Raw genomic sequence first — 16,941 nt, 5'->3', positions numbered from 1 at the left:
CAACTCGCCAAGATTCACATCTCTGCGTTCCAGCCGGCCGCGATCAGAGCGCGGCGGACGGTGGCGGCGACCTCGTCGGGGCGGCTGCGGAGCAGCCAGGCGGGAAACCGCAGGATCCGGTCCCCGGCGGTCCAGACGTCGTTCTGCCGCTGCATGTCCGCCGCCCAGTGGCGGACATCCATGTGATGGGCGCCGTCCACCTCCACGTGCAGCCGCCACCGCCGCCAGTACGCGTCCAGGAAACGGAGACGGCCGGACTGGTCCCGGCGGCGTTCCTGCAGGTCCGGCACCGGCAGTCGATGCCGCCGGCAGAGCGTCAGGAAGTCCAGCTCGGACAGTGCCTCGGCCCCGCCGGCGATGTCAGCTGTCGTTCGCCGGATCAGCTCGCGTCGCGGTGCCCGGGGGAGCACATCGAGCACGGCGAGGATCTCCTCCGGTGACACCCGGCGCTGCTGACACGCCGCCGCCAGCACCGACCGGGCCTCGTCGTCGGAGCGGGCCCAGCCCGCGCCGTCCACCACCGCCCGCGCGGTCGTCGTGCGAGGAGGGCGTGCGACCTGCCGGTGCGAGTCCGGCAGTACCGACGACCGGTGCACCACGACACCGGTGACGTCGAGCGGGAGCCGGCGCAGCAACGTGGGCGGGTGGCGGCCGGCGGGAACGAGCACATGCAGCGGCTCCCGCCGCAACCCTCGGACACCGGCCTCACCGGCTGCGGTGACACCGGCCAGCACCGCCCCGGATCCGGCGGCGAGCACCGCCACCCACAACTGCTGGTCCCAGGTCAGCCGCCCGTTGCCGGTCACCAGGATGCCGCGGCAGATCGACCGCCAGCGACCGGAACGGACCAACCCCCGCACCGTGCCCGGGGTGAGGAGCGCGGTCGCCTGCGCCCACGTCACCACGCCCGCCTGGTCGAACGCCAGCCACTCCAACCGGCCCGCGTCGTGCGCGGGCAGCCACCCCATCACCCGCCCGAGTCTCCCGGCCGCGAAGCGGTGGCGTCGCCCCGTCCACAGGGCACGGCGCAATCTTGGCGAGTTCTTGTTCCGTCCGAACCACAACTCGCCAAGGTCCGCCGCCCGCCGCCCGCCGCCGCCGCCCGCCGCAGGAGCGCGGTCAGCCGGACAGATCCTCGGCGAGCAGGTCCATCAGCAGCGCGTCGTGCCAGCGCCCGTCCGCTCCGCGCTCGTAACGCCGCATGATGCCCACCGGGCGGAACCCCACCTTCGCGTACGCCCGGATCGCCGCCGTGTTCGCCGCCGCCGGGTCGATGGTGAACCGGTGGTGGCCGTACTCGTCGACCAGGTGCCGGACCAGCGTACGGATCGCGTCGCCGCCCAGCCCCGAGCCGCGTACCGCCGGGTCGAGGAAGACGTCCAGGCTGGCGTGGCGGTAGTCCGGGTCGGTCTCGGCGTACCACTGGATCGCGCCGACCAGCCGGCCGTCGTGCTCGACGGCGTAGACCGTCAGCGCGTCGTCGGCCAGGTCGGCCCGCACCGACGCGGCCAGGTCGTCGCCGCCGCGCCACCAGCGGCGCACCTCAGGGGTGGCCCGGATCGCGGCCAGGGCGGGCACGTCGGCGTCGGTCACCGGCCGTAGCGTCACCGCACGCCCCCGCAGCACGTCTCAGCCCCGCCGCTCGCCGTGCTCGACGCAGACCGCCGACCACCCGGCCGGTACCACCTGCACCTTCATCCGCCGCCGGCAGGACGCGCACCAGCGCGGCGGCTCCCAGGCACGGGCCGCCTCGCACGCCGGGTGCGGCCCGGTCGCCACCGACTCGCCGCACCTGTCGCACCAGCGCACGGCCGGGAGGGCCGCCGTGGCGGGTGAGGATTCGGTCACCGCTGCCTCACAGGGTCGCCGAGAGCGCCTTCACCGGCATCTTCAGGTCTTCCAGCAGCTCCAGGTCGGCCGTCGCGGGCCGGCCCAGCGTGGTCAGGTAGTTGCCGACGATCACCGCGTTGATGCCGCCGAGCAGACCCTCGCGGGTGCCGAGGTCACCGAGGGTGAGCTCGCGGCCGCCCGCGTACCGCAGGATGGTGCGCGGCATGGCCAGCCGGAACGCGGCGATGGCGCGCAGCGCGTCCTTGCCCTCCACCACCGGGCGGTCGCCGAGCGGCGTGCCGGGGCGCGGGTTGAGGAAGTTCAGCGGAACCTCGTGCGGGTCCAGCTCGGCGAGCTGGGCGGCGAACTCGGCGCGCTGCTCGACCGTCTCGCCGAGGCCGAGGATGCCGCCGCAGCAGACCTCCATGCCGGACTCGCGGACCATCCGCAGCGTCTCCCAGCGCTCCTCCCAGGAGTGCGTGGTGACCACGTTCGGGAAGTAGGAGCGGCAGGTCTCCAGGTTGTGGTTGTAGCGGTGCACGCCCATCTCGACCAGCTCGTCGACCTGCTCCTTGGTGAGCATGCCGAGCGACGCGGCGACCTGGATGTCGACAGCGGCACGGATGGCGGCCACACCCTCGCGCATCTGCTTCATCAGCCGGGCGTCCGGGCCGCGCACCGCGGCCACGATGCAGAACTCGGTGGCCCCGGTCGCGGCGGTCTGCTTCGCGGCCTCGACCAGCGCGGGAATGTCCAGCCAGACCGAGCGCACCGGCGAGGTGAACAGGCCGGACTGCGAGCAGAAGTGGCAGTCCTCCGGGCAGCCGCCGGTCTTCAGCGAGACGATGCCCTCGACCTCGACCTCCGGACCGCACCAGCGCATCCGGACCTCGTGGGCCAGCTGGAGAGCGGCGGGCAGGTGCTCGTCGGGAAGGTTCAGCACCGCGAGGATGCCGGCCTCGTCGAGGCCGACGCCGTTGCCCAGCACCCGCTCCCGGGCCTGGTCGAGGATCTCTGGCATGGCTCGTAACCTAACAGGCCACCGTGAGCGCGGGAAACCGCCGCTGCCGGCCCTGCGGCGAGCCGGGACCGCGCCACGCCGGGGCCCTCGGCGCGGGTGGTAACTTCGCCCCGCGGAAGCGCCCGGCGGGGCGGGGAGAGTCGGCGGGAGGGGACGGCACGGTGGCGGACTGGCTGGCGGCCCTGGACCGCCGCGCCGAGCTGCGGGCCCGGGCGGGGCTGACCCGCACGCTGCGCCCCCGGGCCGCCGACGACGCAGTGGTCGACCTGGCCGGCAACGACTACCTCGGCCTGGCCACCCACCCCGAGGTCACCGCCGCCGCGGCGGAGGCCCTGTCCGCGTACGGGCTGGGCGCCACCGGGTCGCGTCTGGTGCGCGGGTCCACCGACGCCCACCACGCGCTGGAGGACGACCTGGCCGACTGGCTCGGCGTCGACCGGGCGCTCGTGTTCTCCTCCGGCTACCTGGCCAACCTCGCCGCCGTCCGGGGGCTGACGCAGCCGCGTACGCTGCTCGTCTCCGACGCCCACAACCACGCCTCGCTGATCGACGGCTGCCGGATCTCCGGCGCCGAGACGCTCGTGACGCCGCACGCCGACGTCGCCGCGGTGGCCGCGGCGCTGGCCGCCGCGCCGGGCCGCCCGGCGGTGGTGGTGACCGAGTCGGTGTTCTCCGTCGACGGCGACCTGGCCCCCCTCGCCGAGCTGCACGCGGTGGCCCGCCGCCACGGCGCGCTGCTGCTCGTCGACGACGCGCACGCGCTCGGCGTCACCGGCCCGGCCGGCGCCGGCGGGGTCGCCGCCGGCGGGCTCGCCGGCGCGCCCGACGTGGTGGTCACCGCGACGCTGTCCAAGGCGCTCGGCGGGGCCGGCGGCGTGGTCGCCGGGCCGGCCGAGTTCGTCCGCCACCTGGTGGAGACCGGCCGCACCTTCATCTTCGACACCGCGCCGCCGCCCGCGGTGGTGGCCGGGGTGCACGCCGCGGTACGGCTGGCCCGCACCGGTGACGCGCTGCGCACCGAACTGGCCGACCGGGTCGCGGCGGCGGTGCGCCGCCTCGGCGGGGCCGGGCTGTCCGTGTCCGCCCCGGACGGCGCGGTGATCTCGGTGACCGCGCCCGGCCCGCAGCAGGCGACTGCCTGGGCGGCCGCCTGCCGGGACCGCGGCGTCGCGGTCGGCTGTTTCCGTCCCCCGTCCACCCCTGACAACCGGTCCCGGCTGCGGCTCACCGTCAGCGCCGGCGTGGACCGGGCCGACTTCGACCGGGCGCTGGACGTGATCGTGGAGTGTGCGCCATGAGCTTCGGCGACGCCTGGACCGGGCCGGTGCTGGTGACCGGCACCGACACCGAGGTCGGCAAGACGGTGGTGACCGCCGCCGTCGCCGCCGCCGCGCAGGCGGCCGGCCTGCGGGTCGCCGTGGTCAAGCCGGGCCAGACGGGTACGGCGACAGGCGAGCCCGGCGACGTCGACTCGGTGACCCGGCTGGCCGCCCCGCTCACCGGTCGGACGCTCGCCAGCTACCCCGATCCGCTGGCCCCGCTGGCCGCGGCCCGGGTGGCGGAGCTGCCGCCGCTGGAGCTGTACAGCGCCGTCGACGCGATCCGCGAGGAGGCGGACAAGCACGACCTGGTGCTCGTCGAGGGCGCGGGCGGGCTGCTCGTACCGATGGGGTTGCGCCCGTCCGGCGAACCGTGGACGGTGGCCGACCTGGCGGTGTCGCTCGGCGCGCCGGCGGTGGTGGTGGCGCGGGCCGGGCTCGGCACGCTCAACCACACGGCGCTGACGCTGGAGGCGCTGGAGCGGCGGGCCGTCCCGGCCGGTGTGGTGATCGGCGCCTGGCCGGCCGAGCCGGAACTGGTGCACTGGCTGAACCTGTCCGAGCTGGTGCCGAACCTGCTCGGCGCGGTGCCGGCCGGCGCGGGCGGGATGGACCCGGGCGTGTTCCGCCGATCAGCGCCCGGCTGGCTCACCCCAGCCCTCTACGGCGTGCTGGACGACTGGCGGGCCTGGGCCGAGGAGACCTGACTTTCGTCGGTGCCCGCCCCGGCCGGGCGTGGGTAGCGTGACCGCCGTGGAACCCCGCGAACGCCAACGCCGGGCCGGTGACCTGCTGCTCTGGGCCGTACTCGCGGCACCCGTCGCGTACGGCCGGCTCACCCCGCCGCAGATCGGTGAGCTGCCGCCGCTGGCCGCCGCGCTGGCGCTGCTCGGCGTGGCGGTGTGCATCGGCCGCCGGTGGCCGCTGGTCGCGGTGCTCGCGGTGGTGGCCGGCTCGCTCGTCGACGGCAACGTGGTGTTCGCCATCCCGGTTTTCGGCTACCTCGCCGGACGGCGCAGCGACCGGGCCGCACCGGCCGCCGCCGTCTTCGCCGCCATCGCGGTCACCGGCTCGGTGCTCAACCTCGGGCTGCTCGGCACCGAGCCGTCCACCTGGTTCCTGCTCGCCTCGGTGCTTCTCTTCGCCGGGGTGTTCCCCTGGCTGCTGGGCCGGTTGCGGCGGCAGCACCGCGCGCTCGCCGACGCCGGGCTGCGGCACGCGCGGGCCGAGCGCCGGGCCGAGGTCGAACGGGTACGCCTGCGCGAGCGGGCCCGCATCGCCCAGGACATGCACGACTCGCTCGGTCACGACCTGAGCCTCATCGCACTGCGGGCGGGCGCGCTGGAACTGGCGCCGGACCTGTCCCCGGCGTACCGGGCGGCGGCCGGTGAGCTGCGGGCGAGCGTCGCCGCCGCCACCGAACGGCTGCACGAGGTGATCGGCGTGCTGCGGGAGGAGCGCACGCTGCGGCCGCCGGGGGAGACGGTCGCCGACGTGGTCGACGGCGCGCGCGACGCCGGGATGACTGTCGACCTGCGCGCCGACGAGGCGGACCTGCCGCCGCTGCCCGCGCACGCCGTGCACCGGGTGGTCCGGGAGGCGCTCACCAACGCCGCCCGCTACGCCCCCGGCGCCCCGGTCACCGTCGCTGTGACGCGCGAGGCCGGTGCGGTGACTGTCGCGGTGGTGAACGCGCCACCACCGGGCGGTCCGCTGCCCGGGCCGCCGTCGCACGGCTCCGGGTTGCTGGCGCTGCGCGAGCGGGTACGCCTCGCCGGCGGCACCCTGGACGCAGGCCCGCGCGACGGCGGCTGGGCGGTCACCGCCCGCGTCCCGCTCGCCGACGCGGCCCGTCCGGGCACGCCGCCGCCCGGCCGCGCGGACGCCGGTTCATCGGTCGCCGGCCCGATCCGGGCCTCCGGGACGTCGGCCCTCGCAGACGCCGGTCCGCCGGTCACCGGCCCGACTGACGGTTCCGGGGCGACCGCCCCGCGACCCGGCGACGACGACCTCGCGGAGATCGACCCGCTCGACCCCGGACGCGTCGGCGTACCCGGCCGGGACGGACACGGGGACGCGGAGCGGCGGCTGCGGGAGGCCCGGCGGCGGGTGCGGCACAGCCTGCTCGTCGCGTTCGGCGCGCCCGCCGGGCTGGCTCTGGTGCTGGCGGGCGTCTACTACCCGCTCGCCACGGCCGGCGCGGTGCTCGACCGGGCCGGCTACGAACGGCTGCGCCTGGGTGAGCCGCGTGCCGCGCTCGGGCTGCCCCGGCGGGAGGCCGACCCGCCCGCCACCGGCGCGGTGCCGGGCTGCGAGTTCTACACCGACGGCAACTTCCCGTTCGCCCAGGCGACCTGGCGGCTCTGCTTCGCCGACGGGCGGCTGGTCAGCAAGGAGCGGATCGGATCATGAGCGACGACCACGGGCGTCCACTGCGGGTGGTGCTCGCCGACGACGAGGCACTGGTCCGGGCCGGGGTCCGGGCGATCCTGGCCGCCGACCCCGGCATCGAGGTGGTCGGCGAGGCGGGCGACGGCCTGGCCGCGGTCGAGCTGGTCCGCGCGCACCGGCCCCGGGTGGCGCTGCTGGACATCCGGATGCCCCGCGGCGACGGGCTCAGCGCCGCCGCGCAGATCCGCCGGCTGGTGCCGGAGACGGCGGCTGTCATGCTCACCACGTTCGGCGACGACGACCTGATCGCCCGCGCGCTCGGCCACGGCGCCGCCGGGTTCCTGCTCAAGTCCGGCGACCCGCGTGAACTGCTGGCCGGGGTGCGGGCGGTGGCCGACGGCGGGGCGTACCTGTCGCCGCGGGTGGCCCGCCGGGTGATCGAGTTGAGCGGCGGCCGGCTGGCCCGTGGCCCGTACGCGCGGGACCGGCTGGCCGGGCTCACCGACCGGGAACGCGACGTGTTGGCGCTGGTCGGCGCGGGGCTGTCGAACGCCGAGATCGCCCGCCGGCTGCACCTGGTCGAGGGCACCGTGAAGAGCTACCTGACCAGCATCTTCACCCGGCTGGACGTGCGCAACCGGGTGCAGGCGGCGATCCTCGCGTACGAGGCGGGGCTGGTCCCGCCCACCGGCTGACCAGCCCCACCCCGCTCAGGCGTCGCGCCGGGCCAGCGCCCACCGGCCCAGCGCCAGCGCGGCGGCGGTCCAGGCGGCGAGCAGCAGCAGCCCTGCCGCCGCCGGGTACGGCTCGGTGTCCCCGGCGAGGAAGTGGTTGCCGGCCACCCCGGGGAACGCATCGGCGATCCGGGTGAGCACCGTGATGTCCGGCTCCTGCAACGACAGCGGCACGATCATCAGCAGCGCGAACAGCACGGTCAGCGTCAGCACCGCGCCGCGCAGCGCCGCCGCGAGGCCGAGCGCCAGCACGCCGACCAGCGCCAGGTACGCCGTGCACGCGACCACGTCGGCCACCGTGCCGCCCAGCGGGGCGCGGCCCCACTCGCCCAGCACCGGCCGGGCCACCACCGCGCCCACGGTGCCGAGCAGCAGCCCGAGGCCGAACGTCACAGCGCCCACCACCGACGCCTTGGCCGCCAGCACCCGTCCCCGCGACGGGGTGCACCGCAGCGTGGTGCGGATCGTGCCGGTGGCGAACTCGCTGGTGATCGCGAACAGGCCAAGCGCCAGCACCACGTACTGGGTCAGCTCCAGCGACCCGGCCACGATCTCGCCGACGTCCACCACGCCCGAGTCGTTCGCCGGGTCGTCGTCGGTGTTGCCGTTGCGCGCGTAGATGGCGAGCTGGACGCTGGTGGCCGTCATGGTCAGCACCGCCGCGAGCAGCGTCCACCACGTGGAGCGGACCGACCAGAGCTTCGTCCACTCGGCGGCCACCGCCCCGGCGAGCGGATGTCCGGCCGGGGCGGGCCGGGTGGTCCGCCGGGCCGGGTCGAGCGTGGACTGTGCGGTCATCGGGTGTCACCTCCGGTCGGGCCGGCGGCGTACTCCACGCTGTCGGCGGTCAGCTCCAGGAACGCCTCCTCCAGGGAGGGGGCGACGGGGGTCAGCTCGTGCAGGCGTACCCCCATCTCGTACGCCAGGTCGCCGACCCGGCCGGCGGTGCTGCCGGCGACGGCCATCCCGCCGTCGGCGGCGGTGACCGTCGCGCCCTCGGCGGCCAGCCGGTCGCCGAGGGCGGCGAGCGCGGCCGGCTCCGGCCCGCGTACCCGGACCGACGCGGCGGGCCGGGCGGCGATCAGCTCGGCCAGCGGCGCGTCGGCCACCAGCCGGCCGCGCCCCAGCACCACCACCCGGTCGGCGGTCTGCTGCATCTCGCTCATCAGGTGACTGGAGACGAGGACGGTGCGCCCCTCGTCGGCGAGGCGGCGGGTGAACCCGCGGATCCACCGCACGCCGTCCGGGTCGAGCCCGTTGACCGGCTCGTCGAGCAGCAGCACCGGCGGGTCGCCGAGCAGCGCGCCCGCGATGCCGAGGCGCTGACCCATGCCCAGCGACAGCGCCCGGCCCGGCTTGCCGGCGGCGCGGGCGTCCAGGCCCACCAGGTCGAGCACCTCGGTCACCCGCCGGGCCGGTACGCCGTTGCTGTGCGCCATCGCCCGCAGGTGCGCCACACCCGAGCGGGCCGGGTGCACGCCTGTGGCGTCGAGCAGCGCGCCGACCTCGTGCAGCGGGTGCCGCAGCGTCCGGTAGTCCCGGCCGTTCACCAGCGCCTGCCCGGCGGTGGGGCGGTCCAGGCCGAGCACCATCCGCATGGTGGTGGACTTGCCCGCGCCGTTCGGGCCGAGGAACCCGGTGACCTGCCCGGGGCGGATGTCGACGGTCAGGTCGTCGACGGCTGTCACGTCGCCGAACCGTTTCGTCAACGCACGAAGTGTGATCATGCGGCGACGCTATGGGGCGACGGGGGTGCCGCACCGCCGTCGAACGGCAGCCACCCGCCCTGACTTTCGTAAGGAAGGGCCCCTCGTTAACGCCTCCGGTAGAGGAAGGGCCCCTTGTTAACAAACACCCGCAGCGCTCAACCGCGGCGGACCACGAACGCGTCCGGCATCCGGAAGGTGAGGTTGTCCGGGCACCACGGCGGTCGCACCACAGTCACGCCGTCGAGCAGCGCTGCCGCCTCGGCGACCACCACAGCGGCCTCCATCCGGGCGAGCTGCGCCCCGACGCAGCGGTGCGGCCCGGCGCCGAACGCCAGGTGCCGCCGCGAGCCGGGCTGCCCCGGGCGGAACTCGCCCGGCGCGCCCACCACGGCCGGATCACGACCGGCACGGGCCAGCCAGGCCACCACGCTGGTGCCCGCCGCCACCGGCACCTCGCCGAGCGTGGTGTCGACTGCCGCCACGCGCCGCCAGGTGACGATCGGCGGCTCCAGCCGCAGTCCCTCCTCGACCACGTCGTCCACGGCGACCGTGCCCGCGCGCAGCCCGGCCCGTACCGCCGGTTCGCCGGACAGCCGGTGTAGCAGCAGGGTGAGGAACTGCGAGGTGGTCTCCTGCCCGGCGACCAGCAGGAAGAACAACGCGCCGACGACCACGTCGGGGGAGTGCCCGGCCTCGCGCAGCCGCGCGGCGAGCCCGCCCCCGGTCGCGGCGAACTCCCGCAGCACGGTGTGGAACCGGCCCACCTCGGCGGCCAGCGTGAGCTGCCGGGCGGAGTCCAGCGGCGCCCAGAACAACTCCAGCGCGGCCCGGGCGAAGTCCTTCACCGCGCCGACCGGGGCCTCCGGCAGCTCCACCAGCCGGGCCAGCACCAGCAGCGGCAGGTCGGCGGCGAGACCCGCGTACAGGTCGACCGGTCGGCCCGCGTCCAGCGCCGCGGCCAGCCCGGCTACCCGCTCCCGGACCAGCCCGGTCAGCCACTGACGCTGGGCGTCCACCCGGTGCGGGTGCAGCGCGTCGGCGACGATGCCGCGGATCTCCGGGTGACCGGCGCCGCCGTTGTTCGCCAGCGTCGGCGGCAGCCGGAACCGGTGCCCGGCGAGCACCCGCAGCGCGGCCACCGGGATCGGGGTGACCGCGTCGAGCGCGTTGTCCGGCCGGAACGTCGCCGGATCGGTGAGCACCCGGCGTACGAGCGCGTGCCGGGTCACCACCACGTGCGGCACGCCGACGTGGTCGACCACGGTGGCCGCGTCGGGCCACGGCCCGTCGACGGACTCCCCCCAGCCCCGGAACAGCACGCGGTAACGCTAGCGGCGGGCGCCGGGCGGGTTCGGGTCCAGCTCCCACACGGTGGTGTGCTTCACCCGTACGCTCTCCAGCGCCTCCGACACCGGCACGTCGTACGCGGCCAGCTCGTGGAACCGCTCGCGGGGCAGGAACGCCCGGCCCGGGTCGCCCACCAGCACCCGGGCGCCGGCACGGGCGGCCCGGAGCAGGAAACGCAGCATCCGGCGGGCCATCGCCTCGCTGTAGAAGACGTCCCCGGCCAGCACCACCTCGGCGTCACCGGCGTCGGAGTCGAGGATGTCGGCGAGTTCGGCGTCGACGCGTACCCCGTTGGCCTCGGCATTGAGCGCGACGGCCGCGACGGCCCGCTCGTCCACCTCGACCGCCCGGACGGCGGCGGCGCCGGCGCGGGCCGCGGCGATGGCGACCAGGCCGGAACCGGAGGCCAGGTCCAGCACCCGGTGGCCGTCGACCAGCTCCGGATGGTCGGTGACGTAGCGGGCCAACCCCTGCCCGCCGGCCCAGGCGAACGCCCAGAACGGTGGCGGCTGGGCGCTGCGGAACTCACCCTCGGTCAGCTCCCAGAGGCCGATCGGCTCGTCGGCCTGGTGCAGCCGCACCTCGGGAACGAACGCCACCGGGGCGAGGCGGGCGTGCAGCCGGACGAACGCGGCGGACAGCTCGGACACCGGAGAATTGTGTCCCACCGGGTGTCCGGACCCGCATCCCGGGCGTGTCACGGCGCGGTCGTGACCGGTTCACCACGGTCGGTGAAACAGCCCCCCTGTTGTGGCGTTGGATGCGAACACGCCCGTCTACCGGCCCGCCCGGCGGGCTTCTAGCGTTGCCTGTGGACACGACCGAGAGCGAGGAGGCGTGGTGAGCGGGTGGCGGCACGCGCTGCGGATCGGACTGGTGCTGACGTTCGTGGCCGGGACCGGGTACGGCGGAGCCCTGCCGGCGCGGGCGGCGGCGGCCTTCTCCACCGAGTTGAGCGGTCTGCCGGACGAGTTCACCGCCGGGAACCGGGTGGAGACGTTGTCCGCCGTGGTGTCCCGCTCGGACGGGGGCGGCTGTGTCAAGGTGCGCTGGTCGATGCTGGTGCGGGTGCAGGGCCTGCGCCTGGACCAGTTGAAGGTGGACCGGGTGGAGGACAACGGCTCGTTCCCGCTGGAGATCCGCACCGAGGAGGACACCGCCCGGCTCACCGACCGGCAACTCGACCCGGGTGTGCTCTGCCCCGGCCGTACCGTGACCGCCCGCTACCGGGTGGCGTTCGCCGAGGACGTCGGGCGCGGGCGGGTGAGTTTCGCCGCCGAGGCGTACGACCCGCAGTTGCGGCTGCTGGCCCGGCGTACCGCCTCCCGGGAGGTGGTGGGGGAGGAGGCGCCGACGCCGGCACCCACCAGCGCGGAGCCCACGGAGACGCCGACCGGCGAGCCGCCGGCCGAGGAGCCCACTGACGAGCCGACCGACGCCACGGTGGTGGAGCCGCCCGCGCCGGGTGGCGTGGCCGGGCGGCCGGTGGCCGACAGCGGCGGATTCGGCATCGTGCAGGCCGCGTTCCTGCTCGGCGGGCTGCTGCTGTTCCTGGGGGCCGGTCTGCTGCTGCGGATGCGCCGCTTGCTGCGCCCGTCCGCCGACCCCTCCTTCGAACGCCCCCGCCCACGCTGGCACTGACGCTCGCCGCCTCGGCCCCCCACAGGCTGACCCTCCCCGTCGCCCGTCCCGGTCGCCTCTCCCCGTTGATCAAGGGGTTTGCGTTCTCTGCCGACCGGGATGGGGACGCAAACCCCTTGATCACCGGTACGGGCGGGCCAGGGCGGGCGGGCCAGGGCGGGCCAGGGCGGCGGGGCGGGGTGGAGGGGAGCAGGCGGTCAGTCGAGCTGGCTGGGTTCCAGGCCCAGTTCCCGGGCGGCCACCAGGCGGATCCATTCGGCGATCTGCCGGCGGGTGATCACCCGCTCGTGCACCGCGATCTGGACCGCCAGTCCGTCCATCACCGCGCTGATCCGCCAGGCCGCGCCGGCCGGGTCGGGGCAGTCGAACGTGCCCTCGGCGACCCCGGCGGTGATCACCGCGGCCAGGTCCTGCCGCCACCGCAGGTCGAGGCGGCGGGAGAGTTTCTCCAACTCGGGCGTACGCAGCGACTCCGCCCAGCCGTCGATCCTCATCGACCAGGAGGTGGCCCGGCCGGTCGGCGTGTAGAGGCGCAGCATCCGCCGCATCTTCGCCAGCGGCGGGGCGGAGGAGCGCAGTACCGCGTCGAGGCGGGCGAGATCCTGCTCGACCGCGTACGCGAAGGCCTGCGCGAGCAGCCGGTCCTTCGTCGCGAAGTGGTAGAAGACGAGCGCCTGGCTGACCCCGGCGGCCTCGGCCACGTCCGCGGTGCGGGTGTTGGCGAGCCCTCGTTCCGCGATTACCTCGCAGGCCGTACGCAATAGCGCGTCCAGGCGGATCTCGGCGGCTCGTCTCGTCACGGCGTTACGGTAACCCATCCTCATGACCACAGGGAGTTACCGAAGCGGCCGGTCGGCGGTGGGACAGTCGGATGCCGGACACTCGGCTCGCCGAGCAAATTCCGCAGGTCGCGGCCCTGCCTGCGGGCCTGCGGGGGCATCCGCCCAGGCTCCTAGGAAGCCTGCGCGCTGCGGCGTCGGCGACATCGGGACGCGCCGGAACGGCCCCCGATTTGGCAACCGTTCCCGGGCTCGGCTAAAGTTCTCATCCGTCACCGGATAACACCCGGGGGCGTGCGGACGTAGCGCAGCTGGTAGCGCATCACCTTGCCAAGGTGAGGGTCGCGGGTTCGAATCCCGTCGTCCGCTCGGAGATGCCGCCACGCAGTTCGGGGGCAACCTCGGTGGAGTGGCCGAGAGGCGAGGCAACGGCCTGCAAAGCCGTGTACACGGGTTCAAATCCCGTCTCCACCTCGGCATTGGACGAGGGCGATTGGCGCAGTGGGAGCGCGCTTCCTTGACACGGAAGAGGTCACTGGTTCAAACCCAGTATCGCCCACCAGCGGAAAGGCCGTGTCGATCATTCGACACGGCCTTTCTCGTCGTCATCGACCAGTCCAGTACCGCGCCGCTGGCCATTGCCGTGACCGGACGACCCCACCCAGACTGGCCCGGTGGACGATCAGCAAACCCGAGCCCGACAGTTCCGTGCCCTGCACCTGCCCGGTGAGCCACTGATCCTGGTCAACGCCTGGGACGCGCTGAGCGCCCGGCTCGTCGCCGCGGCCGGCGCCCGGGCGGTCGCGACCACGAGCGCCGGGGTCGCGTGGAGCCGCGGCGCCCCGGACGGCGACGCGCTGGCCCGGGACACCGCCGTCGACGTGATCCGCCGGGTGGCCGACGCGGTCCGCGTGCCGGTCACCGCCGACATCGAATCCGGGTACGGCGACAGCCCCGCCGAGGTCGCCGAGACGATCACCGCGGTGCTCGCCGCCGGGGCCGTCGGCGTCAACGTGGAGGACTCCTGGCACGACGGCGGGGGACCACTGCGCCCGGTCGACGAGCAGGTCGCCCGGCTCGCCGCGGTCCGGGCCACCGCCGACCGCGCCGGCATCCCGCTGTACGTCAACGCGCGGGTCGACACCTGTCTGCGCGGGGCCGGTGGCGTACCGGAGACGGTCGCGCGCGCCGAGGCGTACCTGGCGGCCGGCGCGGACGGGATCTTCGTACCCGGAACCGTGGCGCCGGAGACGGTGGCCGCGCTGGCGGCGGCGATCCCGGCGCCGCTGAACGTGCTGGCCGGGCCGGGCGCGCCGCCGATCGCCGAGCTGGCCCGGCTCGGCGTGGCCCGGGTGAGCATCGGGCCGGCGGTGGCCGAGGTGGCGTACGCGGTGGCCCAGCGGGCGGCGGCGGAGGTGCTCGGCGCCGGGACGTACGGCGCACTCACCGGCGGGCTCGACTTCGACGCGCTGAACGAGCTGATGCGCGACTGACCCCGCCACACGCCGACGGGGGCGCCGTGTGGCGCCCCCGTCGGGTCGGGGACCGATCAGCTCCGTCGGCCCCCGGGTGCTGTCACATCGGCGGCGCGACGTCCCGGCGCTCCTCGACCCGGCGGTACTCCACCGGCTGCTCGGCGTCGGTGGTGACCACCTGACGACGGCGGCCCCGGACCAGCGTCGTCATGATGAGGCCGAGCACGCCGGCCGCCATCAGGATCCAGCCGACGACGTCGAGGTCGATCCCGCCGACGCTGGCGTTGAGCGCGAACGTGAGGATCGCGCCGACCGCGATCAGGAAAATGCTCGTACCGATACCCACGACAGCCTCCTTCGGGGGATGGTTGTGCTGTCACCGGCCTCAGTACCCCGGCGGTGAACAGCGCAACCACACGGCCACCCGACGCGGCGGGGGCCTGCCGCACGGCGATCTTGGCATCGGGTAGAGTTCACCCCGTCGCCGGCGCGAACCGGCGGCACGCGGACGTAGCGCAGCTGGTAGCGCATCACCTTGCCAAGGTGAGGGTCGCGGGTTCGAATCCCGTCGTCCGCTCGCGATTGCCCGGGCGATTGGCGCAGTGGGAGCGCGCTTCCTTGACACGGAAGAGGTCACTGGTTCAAACCCAGTATCGCCCACCGAGAGTCACCCTCCCCGCCCGCCGGTGCCACCGGTCGATCGGCGGACGTAACCCACCGGACTGTTCGTGCCGGCCACATCGGTCACCCGGCTCCGCCGTGCGGGTTATTCAGCTGCCGCCACCACGCGTGTCACTGTGATGCCCGATACGCAGGAGGCGGTCACATGCACACGATCGAGCGGGGACGGTGGCGGCGGACAACCGTCCGGTTGGGGGTGGCGGCTGTCGTCGCGGCGGCCGGGGTGACGGTCCCGGCCGCGCCCGCGCAGGCCACCGCGACGCGGACGGTGGCGTTCTTCAGCATGGACGAGCCGGCGGCGTCGACGATGCTGACCGACTACAGCGGCAACGGCCGCCACGGCACGATCGGCGGCGAGGTGGTCGCCGGCGCGCTCTACGCCGGGGCGACCGGCCACCGCTTCGCCACCCACCTGCCCACCGACAAGGAGTACGTCCCGGGTCACGTCGACCTGGTGCCGCACAGCACCGACTTCAACCCGGACGCCGGAGACTTCTCGGTGACCATCCGCTACCGGACCACGTACTCCTTCGGGAACATCCTCCAGAAGGGACAGGGCAACACGGCCGGCGGCTACTGGAAGTTCGAGGCCCCGAACGGCAGACCGAAGTGCCTGTTCCGGGGCGCGGACGGTGCCTCCCGCACCGGCTACACGGACGTGCCGATCTCCGACGGCCAGTGGCACACGGTCACCTGCAACCGCACGTCGGCGTACGTGGAGATGTACGTCGACGGCGTCCGGACCAGCCGCCTGAACGGGCCGACCGGCACCATCGCCAACACATGGCCGCTGTCCGCCGGCGGCAAGAGCCAGTGCGACGGCACGAAGGTCACCTGCGACTACTTCGCCGGCGACATCGACTACGTGAAGATCCTGAAGGGATCGGGCGGCCCGGCCAACCAGGTGCCGGTGGCAGCGGTGACGCCCACCTGCTCCGGACTGGTGTGCTCGTTCTCCGGCGCGGCCTCCACCGACGCCGACGGCGCGATCCAGGACCACAGCTGGAGCTTCGGCGACGGGGACACCACCGGTACGGCCTCCGTGCCGACCACGTCGCACACGTACGCGGCCGCCGGCACCTACCCGGTCACGCTCACCGTCACCGACGACCGGGGCGCCACCGGCACCGCGACCGTCGACGTGACTGTCGCGCCCGTACCGCAGCGGATCTCGTTCGTCGGCCAGGCCACCGCGAACGCCAACTGGACCAGCCACACAGTCACCGTTCCGGCGGGCGTGCAGGCCGGTGACACGCTGCTGCTTCTGCTCAGCCAGAACACGCACACCGGCACCGGTGAGCCGGCCGGGGTGACCGGCTGGACCAGGCTCGACCGCGTCGACGGCGGCTTCGCCACCACCACCGCCTGGTGGAAGACCGCGAGCGCGGGTGACGCCGGCACGGCGGTCCGGGTGACACTGGACAGTCAGGCGAAGGGCAACCTGGTGCTGGCCGCGTACCGGGGGGTGGCACCGGGCGCGCCGGTCTTCGCCGGGGCCACCGACCCGGCGAGCACCGCCACCCGGATCACCCCGTCGGTGCCGGTGACCGCCGTGCAGAGCTGGGCCGTGTCGTACTGGCTGCACGGCGACAGCACCTCCGCCGCGCTCACCCCGCCGTCCGGCGTGGCGGTGCGCAGCAACACCTCGCAGACCGGCGGCGGCCGGGTGACCGGCCTGCTCGCCGACTCGGCGAGCGGCGTGCCGACCGGCAGCTACGGCGGGCTCACCGCCATCGGTGCCGCGGCCAGCACGACCACCACCACGTGGACGTTCGTCCTGCCCCCGGCCTGACCCATCGGGTACGCGTGCAGGCCGGCACCCCGTCGTCGGGGTGCCGGCCTGTCTCGCTTACTTGTTCCAGTGTTCGGCTACCAGGTCGGCGGCCTGCTGCTCCCACTGGGCGTAGTGGTCGGGGTAGGCGGACACCTGGACGGTCTGGGCGGCCTTGGTCAGGGGCATGTCCTGCCAGCCGTCGACCTGCTTCAGACCCTTCAGGAACGCCAGGGTGGAGTA

At 74.8% G+C, this 16,941-nt stretch carries 17 protein-coding genes and 5 tRNA genes; 12 read left to right on the top strand and 10 right to left on the bottom strand.

What is annotated here, in order from left to right:
• Positions 1-14: 14 nt before the first annotated feature.
• From C569_RS0124930 to bioB, 4 genes are all read right to left on the bottom strand, one after another.
• On the bottom strand, positions 15-968 hold the full coding sequence (locus tag C569_RS0124930) for a hypothetical protein (protein ID WP_018788461.1): 954 nt from the start codon (positions 966-968) through the stop codon (positions 15-17).
• A 151-nt stretch (positions 969-1,119) separates the two neighbouring features.
• Positions 1,120-1,626, bottom strand: coding sequence for a GNAT family N-acetyltransferase (locus C569_RS0124925; protein ID WP_018788460.1), 507 nt, complete (start codon positions 1,624-1,626; stop codon positions 1,120-1,122).
• 3 nt (positions 1,627-1,629) lie between these two features.
• The gene (locus C569_RS0124920) at positions 1,630-1,848 is read right to left on the bottom strand and encodes a hypothetical protein (RefSeq protein WP_018788459.1); all 219 of its coding nucleotides are present in this window, start codon (positions 1,846-1,848) and stop codon (positions 1,630-1,632) included.
• Positions 1,849-1,855: 7 nt separating this feature from the next.
• On the bottom strand, positions 1,856-2,851 hold the full coding sequence (bioB, locus tag C569_RS0124915; RefSeq protein ID WP_018788458.1) for a biotin synthase BioB: 996 nt from the start codon (positions 2,849-2,851) through the stop codon (positions 1,856-1,858).
• Between the two features lie 161 nt (positions 2,852-3,012).
• Here bioB and C569_RS0124910 point away from each other — a divergent pair, with 161 nt between their 5' ends.
• From C569_RS0124910 to C569_RS0124895, 4 genes are read left to right on the top strand one after another with little or no spacing between them, the layout of a single operon-like run.
• Positions 3,013-4,149 (top strand): 8-amino-7-oxononanoate synthase, encoded by a 1,137-nt coding sequence (locus C569_RS0124910; RefSeq protein ID WP_018788457.1) that lies wholly within the window; start codon positions 3,013-3,015, stop codon positions 4,147-4,149.
• Positions 4,146-4,877: a dethiobiotin synthase gene (gene bioD / locus C569_RS0124905; protein ID WP_018788456.1), complete on the top strand. Its 732-nt coding sequence runs from the start codon at positions 4,146-4,148 to the stop codon at positions 4,875-4,877. Before C569_RS0124910 ends, bioD begins: the two co-directional genes overlap by 4 nt.
• Positions 4,878-4,923: 46 nt before the next feature.
• Positions 4,924-6,582, top strand: coding sequence for a sensor histidine kinase (locus C569_RS0124900; protein WP_026268610.1), 1,659 nt, complete (start codon positions 4,924-4,926; stop codon positions 6,580-6,582).
• On the top strand, positions 6,579-7,256 hold the full coding sequence (locus C569_RS0124895) for a response regulator transcription factor (protein WP_018788454.1): 678 nt from the start codon (positions 6,579-6,581) through the stop codon (positions 7,254-7,256). The genes C569_RS0124900 and C569_RS0124895 overlap by 4 nt, the downstream gene beginning before the upstream one ends.
• Before the next feature lie 15 nt (positions 7,257-7,271).
• On the opposite strand, the gene C569_RS0124890 is transcribed toward C569_RS0124895, so the two are convergent.
• The 4 genes from C569_RS0124890 to C569_RS0124875 all read right to left on the bottom strand — a co-directional run bounded on the left by C569_RS0124890 (position 7,272) and on the right by C569_RS0124875 (position 11,001).
• A complete protein-coding gene (locus tag C569_RS0124890) occupies positions 7,272-8,093 on the bottom strand; it encodes an ABC transporter permease (protein ID WP_018788453.1) in 822 nt (273 codons plus the stop codon).
• Positions 8,090-9,022 (bottom strand): ABC transporter ATP-binding protein, encoded by a 933-nt coding sequence (locus C569_RS0124885; RefSeq protein ID WP_026268609.1) that lies wholly within the window; start codon positions 9,020-9,022, stop codon positions 8,090-8,092. The genes C569_RS0124890 and C569_RS0124885 overlap by 4 nt, the downstream gene beginning before the upstream one ends.
• Positions 9,023-9,159: 137 nt before the next feature.
• Positions 9,160-10,323, bottom strand: coding sequence for a cytochrome P450 (locus C569_RS0124880; protein ID WP_018788451.1), 1,164 nt, complete (start codon positions 10,321-10,323; stop codon positions 9,160-9,162).
• Positions 10,324-10,332: 9 nt separating this feature from the next.
• Positions 10,333-11,001: a methyltransferase gene (locus C569_RS0124875; RefSeq protein WP_018788450.1), complete on the bottom strand. Its 669-nt coding sequence runs from the start codon at positions 10,999-11,001 to the stop codon at positions 10,333-10,335.
• 190 nt (positions 11,002-11,191) lie between these two features.
• Between C569_RS0124875 and C569_RS0124870 the strand changes: the two genes are divergently transcribed.
• On the top strand, positions 11,192-11,992 hold the full coding sequence (locus C569_RS0124870; protein ID WP_026268608.1) for a hypothetical protein: 801 nt from the start codon (positions 11,192-11,194) through the stop codon (positions 11,990-11,992).
• A gap of 197 nt (positions 11,993-12,189) precedes the next feature.
• Here C569_RS0124870 and C569_RS0124865 read toward each other — a convergent pair whose 3' ends face one another.
• Positions 12,190-12,792, bottom strand: a complete 603-nt coding sequence (locus tag C569_RS0124865; protein WP_026268607.1) for a TetR/AcrR family transcriptional regulator — start codon at positions 12,790-12,792, stop codon at positions 12,190-12,192.
• A 275-nt stretch (positions 12,793-13,067) separates the two neighbouring features.
• Between C569_RS0124865 and C569_RS0124860 the strand changes: the two genes are divergently transcribed.
• The 4 genes from C569_RS0124860 (at position 13,068) to C569_RS0124845 (ending at position 14,264) form a co-directional block, all read left to right on the top strand.
• Positions 13,068-13,140: transfer RNA gene (locus C569_RS0124860), tRNA-Gly, on the top strand.
• A gap of 34 nt (positions 13,141-13,174) precedes the next feature.
• Positions 13,175-13,245, top strand: a tRNA-Cys gene (locus C569_RS0124855).
• Positions 13,246-13,258: 13 nt separating this feature from the next.
• Positions 13,259-13,333, top strand: a tRNA-Val gene (locus C569_RS0124850).
• A gap of 112 nt (positions 13,334-13,445) precedes the next feature.
• A complete protein-coding gene (locus C569_RS0124845; RefSeq protein ID WP_018788447.1) occupies positions 13,446-14,264 on the top strand; it encodes an isocitrate lyase/phosphoenolpyruvate mutase family protein in 819 nt (272 codons plus the stop codon).
• An 82-nt stretch (positions 14,265-14,346) separates the two neighbouring features.
• Here C569_RS0124845 and C569_RS0124840 read toward each other — a convergent pair whose 3' ends face one another.
• Complete coding sequence (locus C569_RS0124840) at positions 14,347-14,592, bottom strand: DUF6458 family protein (RefSeq protein WP_018788446.1); 246 nt, start codon at positions 14,590-14,592, stop codon at positions 14,347-14,349.
• 158 nt (positions 14,593-14,750) lie between these two features.
• Between C569_RS0124840 and C569_RS0124835 the strand changes: the two genes are divergently transcribed.
• The 3 genes from C569_RS0124835 to C569_RS0124825 all read left to right on the top strand — a co-directional run bounded on the left by C569_RS0124835 (position 14,751) and on the right by C569_RS0124825 (position 16,719).
• Positions 14,751-14,823 (top strand) — tRNA-Gly (locus C569_RS0124835).
• An 11-nt stretch (positions 14,824-14,834) separates the two neighbouring features.
• Positions 14,835-14,906 (top strand) — tRNA-Val (locus C569_RS0124830).
• Positions 14,907-15,072: 166 nt separating this feature from the next.
• Positions 15,073-16,719 (top strand): PKD domain-containing protein, encoded by a 1,647-nt coding sequence (locus tag C569_RS0124825; RefSeq protein WP_026268606.1) that lies wholly within the window; start codon positions 15,073-15,075, stop codon positions 16,717-16,719.
• The last annotated feature ends 222 nt before the right edge of the window (positions 16,720-16,941 follow it).

This window comes from Micromonospora sp. CNB394, from assembly GCF_000374985.1.
Classification (GTDB): Bacteria; Actinomycetota; Actinomycetes; order Mycobacteriales; family Micromonosporaceae; genus Micromonospora; species Micromonospora marina.
This window is presented reverse-complemented; position numbering and strand designations above follow the sequence as displayed.

Coding starts and splice junctions, on each gene's coding strand:
- C569_RS0124930 (WP_018788461.1), bottom strand. CDS start 968: ATGGGGTGGCTGCCCGCGCACGACGCGGGCCGGTTGGAGTGGCTGGCG.
- bioB (WP_018788458.1), bottom strand. CDS start 2,851: ATGCCAGAGATCCTCGACCAGGCCCGGGAGCGGGTGCTGGGCAACGGC.
- bioD (WP_018788456.1), top strand. CDS start 4,146: ATGAGCTTCGGCGACGCCTGGACCGGGCCGGTGCTGGTGACCGGCACC.
- C569_RS0124895 (WP_018788454.1), top strand. CDS start 6,579: ATGAGCGACGACCACGGGCGTCCACTGCGGGTGGTGCTCGCCGACGAC.
- C569_RS0124890 (WP_018788453.1), bottom strand. CDS start 8,093: ATGACCGCACAGTCCACGCTCGACCCGGCCCGGCGGACCACCCGGCCC.
- C569_RS0124885 (WP_026268609.1), bottom strand. CDS start 9,022: ATGATCACACTTCGTGCGTTGACGAAACGGTTCGGCGACGTGACAGCC.
- C569_RS0124825 (WP_026268606.1), top strand. CDS start 15,073: ATGCACACGATCGAGCGGGGACGGTGGCGGCGGACAACCGTCCGGTTG.